Annotated in this window: 17 protein-coding genes; 11 read left to right on the top strand and 6 right to left on the bottom strand. The window is 52.8% G+C overall.

Annotated elements, in window-relative coordinates; genetic code table 11:
- Position 1: 1 nt before the first annotated feature.
- The 4 genes from ACT3T7_RS16780 to ACT3T7_RS16765 all read right to left on the bottom strand — a co-directional run bounded on the left by ACT3T7_RS16780 (position 2) and on the right by ACT3T7_RS16765 (position 3,111).
- Positions 2-469, bottom strand: coding sequence for a GAF domain-containing protein (locus ACT3T7_RS16780; protein WP_444631650.1), 468 nt, complete (start codon positions 467-469; stop codon positions 2-4).
- Positions 470-536: 67 nt separating this feature from the next.
- Positions 537-1,328 (bottom strand): MetQ/NlpA family ABC transporter substrate-binding protein, encoded by a 792-nt coding sequence (locus ACT3T7_RS16775; RefSeq protein WP_172118430.1) that lies wholly within the window; start codon positions 1,326-1,328, stop codon positions 537-539.
- 105 nt (positions 1,329-1,433) lie between these two features.
- Positions 1,434-2,087, bottom strand: coding sequence for a methionine ABC transporter permease (locus ACT3T7_RS16770; RefSeq protein WP_087107396.1), 654 nt, complete (start codon positions 2,085-2,087; stop codon positions 1,434-1,436).
- Positions 2,068-3,111 (bottom strand): methionine ABC transporter ATP-binding protein, encoded by a 1,044-nt coding sequence (locus tag ACT3T7_RS16765; protein WP_444631649.1) that lies wholly within the window; start codon positions 3,109-3,111, stop codon positions 2,068-2,070. Before ACT3T7_RS16765 ends, ACT3T7_RS16770 begins: the two co-directional genes overlap by 20 nt.
- A 462-nt stretch (positions 3,112-3,573) precedes the next feature.
- Here ACT3T7_RS16765 and ACT3T7_RS16760 point away from each other — a divergent pair, with 462 nt between their 5' ends.
- The 10 genes from ACT3T7_RS16760 (at position 3,574) to moaE (ending at position 11,377) form a co-directional block, all read left to right on the top strand.
- Positions 3,574-4,200, top strand: a complete 627-nt coding sequence (locus ACT3T7_RS16760; RefSeq protein ID WP_444631648.1) for a riboflavin synthase subunit alpha — start codon at positions 3,574-3,576, stop codon at positions 4,198-4,200.
- 197 nt (positions 4,201-4,397) lie between these two features.
- Positions 4,398-5,696, top strand: coding sequence for an NCS2 family permease (locus ACT3T7_RS16755; RefSeq protein WP_172118433.1), 1,299 nt, complete (start codon positions 4,398-4,400; stop codon positions 5,694-5,696).
- A 38-nt stretch (positions 5,697-5,734) separates the two neighbouring features.
- Positions 5,735-6,280: an adenine phosphoribosyltransferase gene (locus ACT3T7_RS16750; protein ID WP_172118434.1), complete on the top strand. Its 546-nt coding sequence runs from the start codon at positions 5,735-5,737 to the stop codon at positions 6,278-6,280.
- Positions 6,281-6,288: 8 nt separating this feature from the next.
- A complete protein-coding gene (gpt, locus tag ACT3T7_RS16745) occupies positions 6,289-6,777 on the top strand; it encodes a xanthine phosphoribosyltransferase (RefSeq protein ID WP_087107385.1) in 489 nt (162 codons plus the stop codon).
- Positions 6,770-7,453: a uracil-DNA glycosylase gene (gene ung, locus ACT3T7_RS16740; RefSeq protein ID WP_444631647.1), complete on the top strand. Its 684-nt coding sequence runs from the start codon at positions 6,770-6,772 to the stop codon at positions 7,451-7,453. Before gpt ends, ung begins: the two co-directional genes overlap by 8 nt.
- Before the next feature lie 98 nt (positions 7,454-7,551).
- Positions 7,552-8,181: a uracil phosphoribosyltransferase gene (gene upp / locus ACT3T7_RS16735; protein WP_087107382.1), complete on the top strand. Its 630-nt coding sequence runs from the start codon at positions 7,552-7,554 to the stop codon at positions 8,179-8,181.
- Positions 8,182-8,268: 87 nt separating this feature from the next.
- Positions 8,269-9,501 (top strand): uracil-xanthine permease family protein, encoded by a 1,233-nt coding sequence (locus ACT3T7_RS16730; RefSeq protein ID WP_444631646.1) that lies wholly within the window; start codon positions 8,269-8,271, stop codon positions 9,499-9,501.
- A 50-nt stretch (positions 9,502-9,551) separates the two neighbouring features.
- Positions 9,552-10,112 (top strand): molybdopterin-guanine dinucleotide biosynthesis protein B, encoded by a 561-nt coding sequence (gene mobB, locus ACT3T7_RS16725; RefSeq protein ID WP_172118438.1) that lies wholly within the window; start codon positions 9,552-9,554, stop codon positions 10,110-10,112.
- Between the two features lie 5 nt (positions 10,113-10,117).
- Positions 10,118-10,918 carry a cyclic pyranopterin monophosphate synthase MoaC gene (gene moaC / locus ACT3T7_RS16720; protein ID WP_172118439.1) on the top strand — a complete coding sequence of 267 codons (801 nt, stop codon included), beginning with the start codon at positions 10,118-10,120 and terminating at the stop codon, positions 10,916-10,918.
- Positions 10,919-10,921: 3 nt separating this feature from the next.
- Positions 10,922-11,377 (top strand): molybdopterin synthase catalytic subunit MoaE, encoded by a 456-nt coding sequence (gene moaE, locus ACT3T7_RS16715; protein WP_444631645.1) that lies wholly within the window; start codon positions 10,922-10,924, stop codon positions 11,375-11,377.
- 66 nt (positions 11,378-11,443) lie between these two features.
- Here the strand turns inward: moaE and ACT3T7_RS16710 are convergent, their stop codons facing one another.
- Positions 11,444-13,021 carry a ribonuclease J gene (locus tag ACT3T7_RS16710; protein ID WP_172118476.1) on the bottom strand — a complete coding sequence of 526 codons (1,578 nt, stop codon included), beginning with the start codon at positions 13,019-13,021 and terminating at the stop codon, positions 11,444-11,446.
- 320 nt (positions 13,022-13,341) lie between these two features.
- On the opposite strand from ACT3T7_RS16710, the gene purU reads away from it, so the two are divergent.
- Positions 13,342-14,196 carry a formyltetrahydrofolate deformylase gene (gene purU / locus ACT3T7_RS16705; protein ID WP_172118441.1) on the top strand — a complete coding sequence of 285 codons (855 nt, stop codon included), beginning with the start codon at positions 13,342-13,344 and terminating at the stop codon, positions 14,194-14,196.
- A 107-nt stretch (positions 14,197-14,303) separates the two neighbouring features.
- Here purU and lexA read toward each other — a convergent pair whose 3' ends face one another.
- A complete protein-coding gene (gene lexA / locus ACT3T7_RS16700; RefSeq protein ID WP_172118442.1) occupies positions 14,304-14,981 on the bottom strand; it encodes a transcriptional repressor LexA in 678 nt (225 codons plus the stop codon).
- Positions 14,982-15,015: the final 34 nt, after the last annotated feature.

Genomic DNA, 15,015 nt, shown 5'->3' with positions numbered 1-15,015 from the left:
ACTAGCGGGTCGGTAGATCTGTTTGGCGCTGAAAAGTCGCTATTAGCGCTTCGAGTCCTGCCTGATCGTCTGCGGTAAAGCGCGCAGGTAGTGGGCTGTCCAGGTCTAGAACGCCCCATAGAAAGCCTTCTATCACAATAGGAATGACCAGCTCGGAGCGTGAGTCGGCATCGCAGGCAATATGGTCTGCGACGGCGTGTACATCATCGACCCGCTGTGTTTGCTGCTGGCGCGCTGCGGCTCCGCATACGCCTTTGCTAAAAGGGATGGGGTGGCAGGCGGGCTTGCCCTGAAAAGGCCCTAGCCCCAGGATCTCGGGTTGACGCTGAAGATAAAACCCCACCCAGTTTAGGTCAGGTACTTCCTGCTGAATAAACGCGCACATTTGAGCGCTGTTGGTAAGCCAGTCACGTGTATCAAGCAGGGCTTCGAGCTGGCGGTTGAGTAGCGCGTAATTAATGGTTGGCATCATTATCTCATCATAAACGCATCAGGCCGACACTAAGGTCGGCCTGATGAGGTGCTTGCTGAAGGGGTTATTCAGTCCAGCCCGGCACGGCAGCGCCTTTAAACAGCTCTTCAGCTTTGGCTGCTACTTCGTCGCGCTGATAGGCATCCACTAGTTGGCGAATATCTTCACGCTCTTCATCACCGCCGCGTACGGCAATAAGGTTCACGTAGGGAGACTCAGGCCCTTCTTTGATCAGGGCATCGTCAAGCTTCAAACCAGCTGGTTGGGCGAACGTGTTGTTGATAAACGCCATGTCGACATCGCGCAATACACGGGGCAACTGGGCAGCTTCAATTTCACGGAAGCGGAAGTTGCGCGGATTCTCGGCGATATCGATCGGCGTCGCTTCCAGATACTCCGGGTCGTTCAGTGTGATCAGGCCTTCGTTATGCATCAAAATCAACGCACGACCTTCATTGGAAGGATCGTTGGGCAGTGCAATCTGCGCGCCGTCGGGCAGATCTTCAATGCTATCGAATTTTTCTGAATAAGCACCGATCGGATAAACAAAGGTATAGCCTGCAACGGCAAGGTCATAGCCGCGATCGCTAACCATGGCATTCAAGTAAGGGGCGTGCTGGTAGGCGTTGGCATCAAGGCTACCGTCGGCCAGCGCAACGTTGGGCGTTACGTAGTCGGTAAATTCGATAATTTCTACATTAAGGTCGTACTCTTCTTTGGCGATCCGCGCCGCCACTTCCATGACTTCAGTTTCGGGGCCGGCAACGGTACCCATTTTCAGCGTGCGGGTTTCTGCGTTTGCAACGTTAACGGCCAGTGCCAAGGCTGTCAGGCTACCAATTATTAGTTTTTGCATGATAAGTCTCCTAATGCGTTGTATCGTCATTTTTTAATAATATTGGAATAAGAAAAATAATTCTAATGTTTTTTTGTTATAAGCGAGCATGACCAATTGCGACCACTATTTGCGATCACTTTTGCGCACCAGATAGTCGCCCAGGCTTTGAAAGCCTTGCACCATGACCACCAAAATAATCACGGTAATCAGCATAATAGTGGGGTTAAAACGGTTGTATCCATAACGGATGCCCAGGTCCCCCAGGCCGCCACCACCTACCGCTCCCGCCATAGCGGAGTAACTGACTAGCGTTACCAGCGTAATGGTTAAGCCTGTAATGATGCCGCCTCGCGCCTCTGGTACAAGTACCTTGCGAATAATCTGCCACGGGGTTGCGCCCATGGACTGAGCAGATTCCACCAGGCCCGGCGACACCTCATTGAGTGCGCCCTCTATCAGGCGCGCCACAAAAGGGATGGCCGCAATGGTTAGGGGAACTGATGCGGCGTTGATGCCTATCGAGGTGCCGACCAGCATGCGTGTGAACGGGATGATGGCTACCATCAAAATAATGAAAGGAATCGAGCGGCCAATATTAGTAATAATGCTCAATACCTGATTAAGCACTGGCTGGGCTAGAATTTGCCTTGGCCGTGTCGCGTACAACAATACGCCTAATGGTAGGCCGAGCAGTGTCGAAATGACGCCAGAGATGGCCACCATATACAGCGTATCCAGCGTGGCCTGTAAAATAAGGTCAAACATTGCGCTGGACATAACCAAGTACCTCGACTTCTAACTGGTGAGACTGAAGATAATCCATTGCCTGTTGCGTCTGCTCTATCGTGCCAAGCAGTTCTGCAATCATAAGCCCTAAGGTGCGGTCCTGAATGGACTCGACTTTGGCCTGTAAAATGCTGACATCCACATTGCACTCGCGGGCCAGGCGGGAGATAAGCGGTGTTGAGACGGCATCGCCAGAAAACGTTAGGCGTACGACGGGGTGAGTGGCCTCTCCTGGCGTATCGCTTAAGCGTTCGATCAGCTCTTTAGGGGGGCTAAGCTGGAGAAAATCGTTCAAAAATTCGCGGCCAAGCTGAGTGCTGGGGGCCGTGAAAAAGTCGCCGACTTCTGCGTCTTCCACTAGTGTGCCGTTGGAAATAAGGCTTACGCGGTGGCAAATTGACTTAACCACTTCCATTTCATGGGTAATCAACAAAATGGTGATACCCAACTGGTGATTAATATCACGCAGCAACTCAAGAATAGAGCCGGTAGTTTGTGGATCTAATGCCGATGTTGCTTCATCACACAGCAGCACATTGGGTTGGCTGGCCAGAGCGCGGGCGATAGCAACACGCTGCTTTTGGCCACCCGAGAGCTGCGCGGGATACTGTTTGGCTTTGTCAGCCAGCCCGACCATTTCCAGTAGCGGAAGTACGCGGTGTTGAATGGCGCTACGTTTTTCACCCATCAGTTCAAGCGGCAGAGCAACGTTATCAAACACGTTCCGCGTAGTAAGCAAGTTGAAGTGCTGGAAAATCATGCCAATGCGGTGACGTGCCTGGTTTAGGGCGCCGCCGTTTAAGCGAGTCATCTCTTGGCCATCCACGGTCACGCTGCCACTGGTTGGTCGCTCAAGTAAGTTAACGCAACGGATTAGCGTGGATTTTCCAGCGCCGGATAGGCCGATAACGCCGTGAATAGCGCCTCTAGGTACGTGCAAATTAACATCTTTCAAGGCGTGAACGGCGTTATTGCCGCTGCCATAAGTTTTACTGACGTTGCTAAGTTCAATCATAGCGTCTGCCTTAATAGGAGGCCAAAGACGGAGTGCAAGGGAGCAAGCGTAGGGCGAGGAATAAAAAAAAGGCCACCCTTTCGGGTGGCCATCAACGCTGGACACACCCTTTTAGCTGCACTTCACCAAACCTGTGGCTTGGTGGGCGCCCGCAATATGGGTACAAATCGGCGCCATTACATGGGCCGAAAGTCTAAGCAGCCCCTTCCTCTTTGTCAATTGAAACCGGCTGCTTTACGCGTGTGGCCGCTTAATTAGGCGCAGTCGTGCGTTTTTAAACGTTTTTAGGCGTACTGCACTTTGCTTTGCGTCCATCAAGGCATTTGATTAGCGTCACGCATGCTGCTCATCATACTTTCCCGGGTGCGGTGTGCGCATTGTTAACTTCTCACGGATAAACTTGCGCCGGGTTGATTTCGTGTTTGAATAGGCGTTTTCAAAGCGACGTAGTAAGGGTGGATTATGTTTACCGGCATCGTACAGGGCACCGCAAGTATAGTAGAGGTGCATGAACTTGACGCGTTTCGAACCCATGTAGTGGCATTACCGCCCGAAATGCGTGAAGGGTTGGAAATTGGTGCCTCAGTAGCCCATAACGGCGTGTGTTTAACGGTTACCGCTATTGATGGCGATAACGTTAGCTTTGATTTGATGCGCGAAACCCTGCGCTTGACTAATCTTGGTGCACTTGAACCGGGTGGGCGCGTCAATATAGAGCGTGCTGCACGGTTTGGCGACGAGATTGGGGGGCACTCGATGTCCGGCCATATTATCTGTATGGCCAGCGTCGTCGCGATAGAAGAAGCTCCCAATAACCGTCGGCTTTGGTTTTCTCTACCCGACACGGTTGGCCGCTTTGTGTTTGAAAAGGGGTATATCGGTGTTGATGGCATCAGTTTGACGGTCGGAGATGTGCGTCGCGCGGCAGATAATAGTGGCATTGAGTTCAGTGTGAATCTGATACCCGAAACGCTCTCACGCACCATGCTCAAAGAGCGTCTGCCTGGCGATAAGGTCAATATTGAAATTGATCCGCAAACACAGGTGATTGTCGAAACGGTCGAGCGCGTGCTGGCTAAACGATTATAAGAAAGCAGCGGGTGGTTGGCTGACCTGCTGGTTCGCTGATGGCCTGAAGATTGCTAGCGTTAGTGTCAGTGGAGGTGGCTCCGCTTAAACCGGCTGTGCGTTAGGTACTCGCATCGCGCGGGAGCTTTCGGTAATATGTGCGGCTTTTCTCGCTCCAAGGGGACGCATACTGCGTTTGCGCGAAGGATAAAACATACATGAAACTTCTGGATAAGTATTTCAAGCTCACTGAGCTAAATACGAATGTGAAAACAGAGGTGGTCGCCGGGATCACAACGTTCCTGACGATGGCTTATATCATTTTCGTAAACCCTAGCATCCTGTCGGAAGCGGGTATGGACTACGGTGCCGTCTTTGTCGCGACGTGCGTGGCGGCAGCGATTGGCTGCTTCGTGATGGGCATTTGGGCTAATTACCCCATTGCGCAAGCACCGGGGATGGGGCTTAACGCCTTCTTCACTTACGGCGTGGTGCTAGGTATGGGATATACCTGGGAAGCCGCGCTTGGTGCGGTCTTCTTCTCGGGTTTGATATTCTTCGTATTGAGTGTTTTTAAAGTCCGTGAGTGGATTATCAACTCGATACCACTCTCGCTACGCTTAGGGATTGCGGCAGGGATAGGGCTTTTTCTGGCCATGATTGCGCTTAAAAACGCAGGTATTGTGGTGGCTAATCCGGCGACTCTGGTCGCGATGGGAGATCTTTCACAGCCAGCGGCTCTTTATTCATTGCTGGGCTTTTTTGTGATTACCGCGTTGGCGTACCTGCGGGTCAAGGGCGCGGTATTAATTGGTATCCTGGGCATTACTCTCATTTCGATGCTGTTGGGCCATAATGCATACAACGGTGTGATGTCGATGCCGCCCTCTATCGCGCCTACCTTTATGGCGATGGATCTGGTGGGCGCCCTTGATGTGGCGATGCTCAGCGTTATTTTTGCGTTCCTGTTTGTTGACCTGTTCGATACATCCGGCACGCTGGTAGGGGTTGCTCATCGGGGTAATCTACTCGACAAGGATGGCAAGCTACCTCGTATCGGGCGCGCCATGATGGCCGATAGCACAGCATCCATGGCAGGCGCGGCTCTCGGCACCTCAACCACCACGAGCTATATCGAATCAACGGCGGGTATTGCATCGGGTGGGCGAACAGGCCTAACAGCCGTCGTGGTCGGTGTACTGTTTTTAATCAGTCTTTTCTTTGCGCCGTTAGCAGGCTCTATCCCGGCTTATGCCACTGCCGGTGCGCTGCTGTACGTTGCGGTACTCATGGCGGGCAGTTTATCCCATGCGAACTGGGAAGACCCAACCGATGCTGCTCCGGTATTAATTGCAGCATTGGCAATGCCGCTGACGTTTTCAATTGCTGACGGTATTGCCTTGGGCTTTATTAGCTTTGTAGGAATTAAAACGCTTTCAGGCCGGTTTAGCGACCTGAATCCTGCTGTCGTGATTCTGGCCTTGCTGTTTGCAGCGAAGTTTCTATTCCTGGGTTAATTACCCAGGCTATTTATTATTAATCTATGAGAGACGCGATGAGCATCTACGGTGACTACATTAAGTCGGTTATTCGCACCGTTCCTGATTGGCCTGAGCAGGGGGTGAACTTTCGTGATATCACTCCGTTATTACAAAACAGTGCGGCGTTTCGCAAACTAATTGATAGTTTCGTGCATCGCTATCAGGAAATGAACCTGGATGCCATCGCCGCGATTGATGCGCGTGGTTTCATTATCGGTGCACCGCTCGCCTATGAGCTAGGTTGTAGCTTTGTACCGGTGCGCAAAAAAGGCAAACTGCCTTTTAAAACGATCAGTGAAACCTACAAGCTGGAATACGGTCATTCGGAAGTAGAACTACATTCTGACGCTTTTCAGGAAGGTGACCGGATCCTGCTGATGGATGACCTGATTGCCACCGGTGGCACTATGCTGGCCGCCGCCAACCTTATTCAGCGTTCTGGCGGGCATGTCGTAGAAACCGCCACTATTATTGACCTACCCGAGTTGGGCGGTTCTCAGAAAATTCGCGATGCTGGCTTCAGCGTATTCGCGGTATGTTCTTTCAACGAAGACGAGTAACGCCTCTCATGAGCAGCGAACGCTATCACCAACACTTCATTATTTCCTGGGACCAGCTGCACCGAGATGTGCGTCAGCTTTGCCACCAAATGATGGAGCGGGACTTCAAGGGTATTGTGGCGATTACCCGTGGCGGGTTAATCCCGGCGGCACTTATTGCACGTGAGCTTAACGTGCGCCTGATTGATACGATCTGTATTAAAAGCTATGACCATATGGATCAGGGCGGTCTGAATATCATGAAGGGCGTTGACCATGATGGCGAAGGTTGGCTGTTGGTCGATGATCTGGTGGATACCGGTAAAACCGCGCGTGCGGTACGTGAAATGATGCCTAAAGCGCATTTTGTCACTATCTATGCCAAGCCAGAAGGGCGCCCCCTGGTTGACCAATATCTCACTGAAGTGGCTCAGCAGTGCTGGATTCAATTCCCTTGGGATATGGGAGTTGCCTATGTTGAGCCTCTCGTTGATCAAGTTAAAAGGACTTATGACTAATCCATTAACGAACGACTGGGGCCGGTGGCTCGGTGATGAATTTCAAGCCGACTATATGAAGGCGTTGAAACAGTTCTTGGCTCAGGAAAAAGCGGCTAAAAAGGTTATTTACCCTCACTCTTCTGATTGGTTTCGTGCGTTTGAACTGACGCCATTGGAAGAGGTGAAAGTCGTTATTCTAGGTCAGGACCCGTACCACGGCCCCCGTCAAGCGCATGGGTTAAGCTTTTCTGTTCAGCCGGGGGTGAAAATCCCCCCGTCGCTTGCCAATATTTATAAAGAACTGGCAAACGATGTGGGCGTTAAACCGGTGCCGCATGGCAGCCTGGTTAGCTGGGCCAAACAAGGCGTTTTGCTGTTAAACACGGCGTTAACCGTTGAGCAAGGCAATGCCGCGTCGCATCGCGGCAAAGGTTGGGAGCCGTTTACCGATCGAGCAATCGAAACGGTAAGTCAGCATGCTCCGCCGTGCGTGTTTTTGTTATGGGGTAGTCATGCGCGCCAGAAAAAAGCGCTGATTGATCAGCAGCGCCATTTAGTGCTGGAGTCTCCCCATCCTTCGCCGCTGTCTGCCCATCGGGGCTTTTTTGGCAATCACCAGTTTTCTCAAGCGAACCAGTTCCTGGTGGGGCAAGGACGTTCGCCCGTTGAATGGCAACTGCCCGAAAGCGCTTAACCTGATGGACAGATGCAGGTAGAATGCGCGCAATTTTGTATGCCTGAAGATGCGGCCTGAGTCGTTATCCTGATATCACACTGCAGTGAGGAAGCCCCATGAGTGTCTACGCCATTAACCATCCGCTTGTTCAACATAAGCTGGGACTGATGCGCGAAGTTGATTTGAGCACCAAGAGCTTTCGTGAACTGGCAGGTGAAGTGGCCAAGCTCTTGACTTACGAGGCCACGAAAGGTCTGGAGCTTGAGGATCACGAAATTCAAGGTTGGAACGGCGAGCCTATCGCCACGCGCCGACTTAAAGGTAAAAAAGTAACGGTTGTGCCCATTCTGCGGGCTGGTTTAGGCATGCTGGAAGGCGTTACGGATTTGATTCCCAGTGCGCGCGTCAGCGTTGTCGGCCTTTATCGCGATGAAGAAACGCTGCAGCCTGTGCCGTATTTTGCGAAATTCGCCAACGATATTGAAGAGCGCATGGCGCTGGTGATTGACCCGATGTTGGCAACCGGTGGTTCCATGATCGCCACACTGGACATGCTGCGTGAGCGGGGCTGTGAGCATATGAAGATCATTGTTCTTGTCGCTGCTCCCGAAGGCATCAAGCGTGTGCAGGATGCTTACCCAGACGTGGAAATTTATACGGCCTCGGTAGACGATCGGCTCGATGAGAATAGTTATATCGTGCCGGGATTGGGAGATGCCGGCGATAAGATATTTGGAACGCGTTAAGCGTTTTGCCTAACGGTGCCCCTTACGCTTTGCGTTGGGGGCATTTTTTTGCCTTTTCGATATAAATTGATTCCTGGGAGTTGAGTGATGAGTAATGCTGGCAGCCGGTCCGAGTCTTGGCCGAAGGTACTGCTGACCGGAGCACAAATGCTGTTTGTCGCATTTGGCGCGTTGGTACTGGTTCCACTGTTAACGGGCCTGGATCCAAGTGTTGCACTTTTTACTGCCGGTGCGGGAACGTTAATATTTCATGCGGTTACTAAGCAGTCGGTGCCGGTATTTTTGGCGTCCTCGTTTGCGTTTATCGCGCCTATCCAGGGGTCTATTGCCAGTTTCGGTGTTTCCGCGACGCTTGGCGGTTTAATGGTAGCCGGTCTTGTGTATGTCATTATTTCCCAGATCATACGCGTACGCGGTATCGGTTGGCTAAATCGTTTATTACCGGCGGTGGTGGTTGGCCCGGTCATCATGGTGATTGGCCTGGCGTTAGCGCCGGTGGCCGTTAGCATGGCAACCGGGGAAACCAGCGACAATATCAGCTATGGTCAAGCGATCTTTTTATCCATGGCCAGCCTGCTGGTGACGCTGGTATTAGCGGTATTTGGGCGTGGCCTGCTGCGCTTGATTCCCATTATGGGGGGTATTGTTACCGGTTATGCACTCTCCCTGGTGATGGGGGTTGTCGATTTTACACCGGTACATGAAGCGGCCTGGCTTGGAATACCCAGTTTTACGGCGCCTAGCTTTCATTGGGCGGCTATTTTATTCATGATTCCTGTGGCCATTGCGCCTGCGGTTGAGCATATCGGAGATATGGTGGCGATTGGTTCGGTAACGCGTAAAAATTATCTCGAAAAACCGGGCCTGCACCGTACATTGCTGGGCGATGGTTTGGCGACCATGGTGGCGGCACTGTTTGGCGGTCCACCCAATACGACGTATTCCGAAGTAACCGGTGCCGTAACACTGACGCGGGCGTTTAACCCTGTTTATATGATTGTCGCGGCGATTATCGCCATTCTGCTGGCCTTTATTTCCAAGCTGGGTGCACTGTTGCAAACGATTCCAGGTCCGGTAATGGGCGGCATTATGACGCTGCTGTTTGGCTCGATTGCTGTCGTCGGAATGAATACGCTAGTACGTGCGGGTCAGTCGCTAACCGCGCCACGCAATCTGGTGGTGGTGTCGTTGATTTTAGTGTTTGGTATTGGCGGCATGCAATTTGGGGGAGGTCAATTTACCCTGCAGGGCGTAAGCTTGGCGGCTCTCGTAGGTATCGTACTGAATTGGCTATTGCCTCGTGAGCGTGAAGGGGAGTAACAGCTCCCTCGTCCTTATCAGGATTCATTACCAGGGAAGGAGACATGTATATGGTAAGTAATGTAGCCACTGCATTTCCCGTACTCGGCGTTGTCGCTTGGAGTGGAACGGGAAAAACGACGCTACTAACGCAGTTGCTGCCACGGTTGCGCCAAGCAGGGCTAAAGGTAGCTGTCATAAAGCATGCCCATCACAGTTTTGAAGTGGATAAACCTGGTAAAGATAGCTATGAGCTGCGTAGCGCCGGGGCGGCACCGATGCTGGTCGCCTCACGGGAACGCTTTGCGCTAATGCAGGAAACGCCGGGTCAGGATGAGCCAGACCTGGCAGCGTTGCTGGCAATGATGGCTTACCATGAGCCAGACCTTGTGATTGTCGAAGGATTCAAAGCATGGCCCATTCCCAAGCTCGTACTGTATCGTAAGGGAATTGGAGAGCCGTCTATTCTTCATGATGCGACGATTCAGGCGGTGGCGCTTGATGATCAACCACCGGTTGAGCTTGACCCCCGGATTACCCCGCTAAACCTTAATGATATCGATGCAATTACTCACTGGGTGCGTACGTGGGCTAGCACTCAACCCAATGGCACATTTTTAAAACATAGGTGATAAACATGCAGCTAACCCACCTCAATACGCGTGGTGAAGCTAATATGGTCGATGTGGGTGATAAGCACGAAACACGTCGTGAGGCCGTCGCCTCGGGGCGGATTTTAATGCAGCCAGAAACGCTGAAGCTGCTAAGTGATGGCGAGTTACCCAAGGGCGATGTCATTGCAACGGCCCGGATTGCCGGTATTCAGGCCGCGAAGCGTACCCATGAATTGATTCCCTTATGTCATTCGTTGGCGCTTTCCAAAGTCTCCATTGAATTTGATATCGACCCTGCGCAGGGCTGTGTCCACGTGACGGCACTGTGCCGATTAAATGGACGCACGGGTGTTGAGATGGAGGCGCTTACCGCGGTGTCGGTCGCGTGTTTAACGCTCTACGATATGTGTAAAGCCGTCGATAAGGATATGTGTATCGACGCTGTTCAGCTTGAAAGCAAACGCGGCGGCGTACGTGGTGATTATCAGCGCAGTGCTCGCCCGCAAGCCCCCATTGTGACGGGAGAAGGGACGGCAGGCGAAGTGACACTAGGCGAACGCTGCGCCTCGCCCTGTGTTCGGGTGAAGTTTTTAGCCGAGCTGCGTGAACGTGTCGGTGTGAGTGATACGGTGCTTGACCTGGACCAGGTGCCGAGCCGTGATATTGCGGGTTTGAAGGCTGCGCTGAGCCAGCGTGATACGCGATTTAGCGTGCTCACCGACCAGCGGACGCTGTGTGCGATTAACCAGGTGATGGCCAACGATAGCGCACGGATTACTGACGAGGATGAAGTCGCCTTTTTTCCACCCGTGACAGGGGGCTAAACGATGAATATCCAGGTCCGAGTCCAGTCAGCGCCTTTTTCATTAGGCGATGGCTATGCGTCGACGCTCGCCCAGCGAACCGATATTGGCGCGGTTGTCAGTTTTACAGGGTTGGTTCGGGACTTTAACGAGTCGCCTGATGTCACCGGGCTTACCCTGGAACATTACCCCGGTATGACAGAGCGGACGCTGGAGCAGATAGGCGAACAGGCGTGGCAGCGCTGGGCGCTTCAAGCGGTTTATATTGTTCATCGGGTGGGCTACCTGGCGCCGGGGGACCCCATCGTTAGGGTGCTGGTGGCGAGCGCTCACCGGCGCGAAGCATTTGAAGCGTGTGACTTTATTATGGATTTTTTAAAAACCCAAGCGCCGTTCTGGAAAAAGGAGCATTCCACTCAGGGTGAGTATTGGGTGAAAGAGCGCGCTACCGATTGGCAAGATGCCGAGCGCTGGTCATAAGGCTATTACAGTGCCCGCCTGGCGAGTGCGCTGCGTTCTACAGGATTCGGTTACGCCTCGTTGCGTTTATAGAGGCGCTTCCGCAGCCATTATTTGTAAGTGGACCTCAGGCATGTGCTGCATGTGGTCCGCCAACCAATGAATCAAGCGTGGCTGTAGCGCAAGGCGCAAATCAGCCAGCGTATCCGCTTTAATCTCCTCCAGCTGATTGTCCAGCCATTCGCTAAAGCTATCTTCGTCGAGCGGGCTGGCGCTACTGCTATCCAGCATCAAGCGACCGATGCGCCACCATCCGGTATCGCTGGCCGCGACAGGCAGGGCGAGAAATAAACTGCCTCGGCGCGTCGTGGTTTTGGTGGCCTCCAGGCCCGGATGCGGTACAACGCTATTTTGATTAACGATACAGGGCGGTTGAGGGTGGCGGGCTTCGCAGCGCAGTCCCAAGTGGTCCATAACGATCATGTCGCCATTAACGGGTGCTAAAGGTGCGCTGATGCCCAAGGAGTCTGCAATCGCTTGGTGGGCCTGCTGGTGGCGCGCTTCGCCGTGCACGGGGATCAAATATTTGGGCCTGATCCACTGGTAGAATGTGATGAGTTCTTCTTGCGCAGGGTGGCCTGTGGCGTGCAGCTCTGGATGATTAACCTCATCAAAGATCGTGACCCCAAGTTGGACCAAGCGTTTTTTGAGCTGCTCAATGGGGCGTTCATTGCCGGGGATAGCTTTGGCAGAGAAAATGACGTTATCGCCAGGCTCAAGGTCAATAAACGGGTGGCGCCCTTGGGCGAGTCGTTGCAGTGCTGCACGAGGCTCACCCTGGCTACCTGTGGCGATAATCACCACTTCATCGGGGGGCAAATAGCCCAAATCATGAGGGGGGACAAGCGCTGGGAAGTCATCCATGTAGCCAAGTCCGCGTGCAATGCTCACCATGCGCTCCATGGATCGCCCCATCAAACTGACCCGACGGCCGCATTGATGAGCCGCCCGGCCAATGGCCAGTACGCGTGCCAGGTTGCTTGCAAAACAGGAGACCACGACGCGGCCTTTGCATTCCTTCAGGCTTTTAGCCAGCGCTTTAGCCACATCGCCTTCACTGCTGGAGTGGCCAGGCAGAGGGGCATTGGTTGAATCACCTACTACTAAATCAATCGGGGCAAGCGCTCGAAAGTGCGCCGCGTTAATGGGCGTGCCAATCAACGGCTCTGGGTCCAGCTTCCAATCCCCTGTGTGCATTATGCGGTAATCGCCCATCACGATGACCAGCGCGCAGCTTTCAGGGATCGAATGGGTAACCGGCAAATAGCGCACCGAAAAGGGTGCCGTTTCCATTGCTTCGCCCGGCTCGATAATCTTAATCGCGGCGCTACTTAGCTGGTGTTCAGCGAATTTTGCACGTAAGAGACCTGCCGCAAGCGGGGTGGCATAGATAGGGCAGTTCCACTTGGGCCATAACCAGGCAACCGCGCCAATGTGATCTTCATGTCCATGCGTTATAAATAACGCTTGGGGCGTTATGTTCAGTGCCTCGGCGGTGCCCAGGTTAGGTACTTGAAGGGGCGAGTTAGGCAAATCCTGGCGAATCATCATGCCGCAGTCGACCGCGATCCAGTGATCGTCGTATCCATACAGCGTTAGATTCATGCCGATTTCACCACACCCACCCAGCGGCAGTAGGCGCAGAGGTGGGCGGCGGCGAGGACGAAGTTGAACGCGTGGTGGATGCATCGGTTATGAAAAGCCTAAAAAGTAATGCCTTAACTATACGGGAAGGCAGGGGCGGCTAACAATGACCCCCGACATTAGATAACGGTGCTTCGTTAATAGGGTTCCGGTACACTAGGCAGCCGTTATTTACGGCGTCGCTATTTAGCCGCTGTTTGCGGCGCCGTTGCACTATGCCAATAGACGATACCAATAGTGGTTTGTCATTTGTATTTCGTAGGTCGTCAAGAGTACTTCACATGTCTCATTATTACCGTTTAGTCGTTTCCTGCCCCGATCAGGTGGGTATTGTTGCCCGTGTGTCTGGATTTATTGCTCAACAAGGCGGCTCTATCACCGAGGCCAGTCAGCATTCTGACTTGCAAACGGGCCGCTTTTTTATGCGTTATGAGATATTGGCCGATTCGCTTGGCATGTCCGTTGAAACATTACGCAGCGCCTTTGAGCCAATTGCTCAAGAGTTTTCCATGCAGTGGGCGCTAATGGATACTCAAAAGCGTCGGCGCGTCATCCTCATGGTCTCCCGTGAGTCTCACTGCCTGGTGGATTTACTTTACCGTTGGCAGGCAGGTGAGCTGGATTGTGATATCGCCGGTGTGATTTCTAATCACGAAGACATGCGCTCAATCGCTGAGTGGTACGGTATTCCTTATCACCATGTGCCGGTGGACCCGAATAATAAGGAAGAGTCGTTTACTCAGGTGCAGGAGCTTATTGATAACGCGCGAGCGGACTGTATTGTATTGGCGCGCTATATGCAGATCCTGCCCCCGTCGTTGTGTGAGCGCTATGCTGGGCAGGTAATTAATATTCACCACAGCTTCTTGCCTTCATTTGCCGGTGCCAAGCCTTACCATCAGGCTTATGAACGTGGCGTAAAACTAATTGGCGCGACGTGCCACTACGTGACGGAAGAGTTGGATGCCGGGCCGATTATTGAGCAGGATATTCATCGCGTGAGCCATTGCCATACGCCAACCGACCTGGTTCGCTTTGGGCGCGATGTAGAAAAAGCCGTATTGGCGCGAGGCCTGCGCTGGCATCTGGAGGACCGCGTTTTGATCCACGGCAATAAGACCGTTGTCTTTAGCTAAGCGTTTTTAAAACTGTTTAAGCTGAACCAGTAACAAAACAAGGGGGTGGTCATGAAAATGGCCACCCCCTTGATGCTTTTAAAATCCAATTTCACGCAAACGGCTTATTAGCCTAGTGCTTGGCCATTACCGCCACGGATGACGCCTACACCTACGCCTTCAATATCCAGGGATTGGGTTCGCAGGTCGATTTCAATCGGTGCAAAATCAGCGTTTTCCGCAATCAGCATGACCTGATGCCCTTGGCGTTGAAAGCGTTTTACGGTGACTTCATCTTCCAGCCGCGCAACGACGATTTGCCCATCACGTACACGGTCAGTGCGGTGCACCGCCAGTAAATCGCCTTCCAGGATGCCCACATCCTTCATGGATAAACCGCGTACCCGCAGGAGGTAGTCGGCTTTAGGGGTGAAATATTCTGCGGGTAGCGGGCAGTAACGGTCGATATGCTCCGCTGCAAGGATCGGACTGCCAGCGGCCACTTCACCGATGACTGGCAAGCCCATCGGCGGAAGATCATTGCTGTTGGCTGCAACGGTGGCGGGTAATTCGCTAACGTCCTGAGCTTCCTGGTTGGGGAGGCGAATCCCCCGCGACGTATTGCGAATAATCCGGATAACGCCTTTACGCTCAAGAGCACGTAGATGCTCTTCAGCGGCATTGGGGGATTTAAAGCCCAAGGCCTTGGCAATTTCGGCGCGGGTGGGAGGGTAGCCGAATTCACCCATGGTTTTTACTATAAAATCAAAAACATGTTGCTGACGTGCTGTGAGTGGCCGCGACATACCAAACTCCATAAACAATAAAAGACAGTCGGTA

This window comes from Halomonas sp. 111, from assembly GCF_052379685.1.
Classification (GTDB): Bacteria; Pseudomonadota; Gammaproteobacteria; order Pseudomonadales; family Halomonadaceae; genus Vreelandella; species Vreelandella citrativorans.
This window is presented reverse-complemented; position numbering and strand designations above follow the sequence as displayed.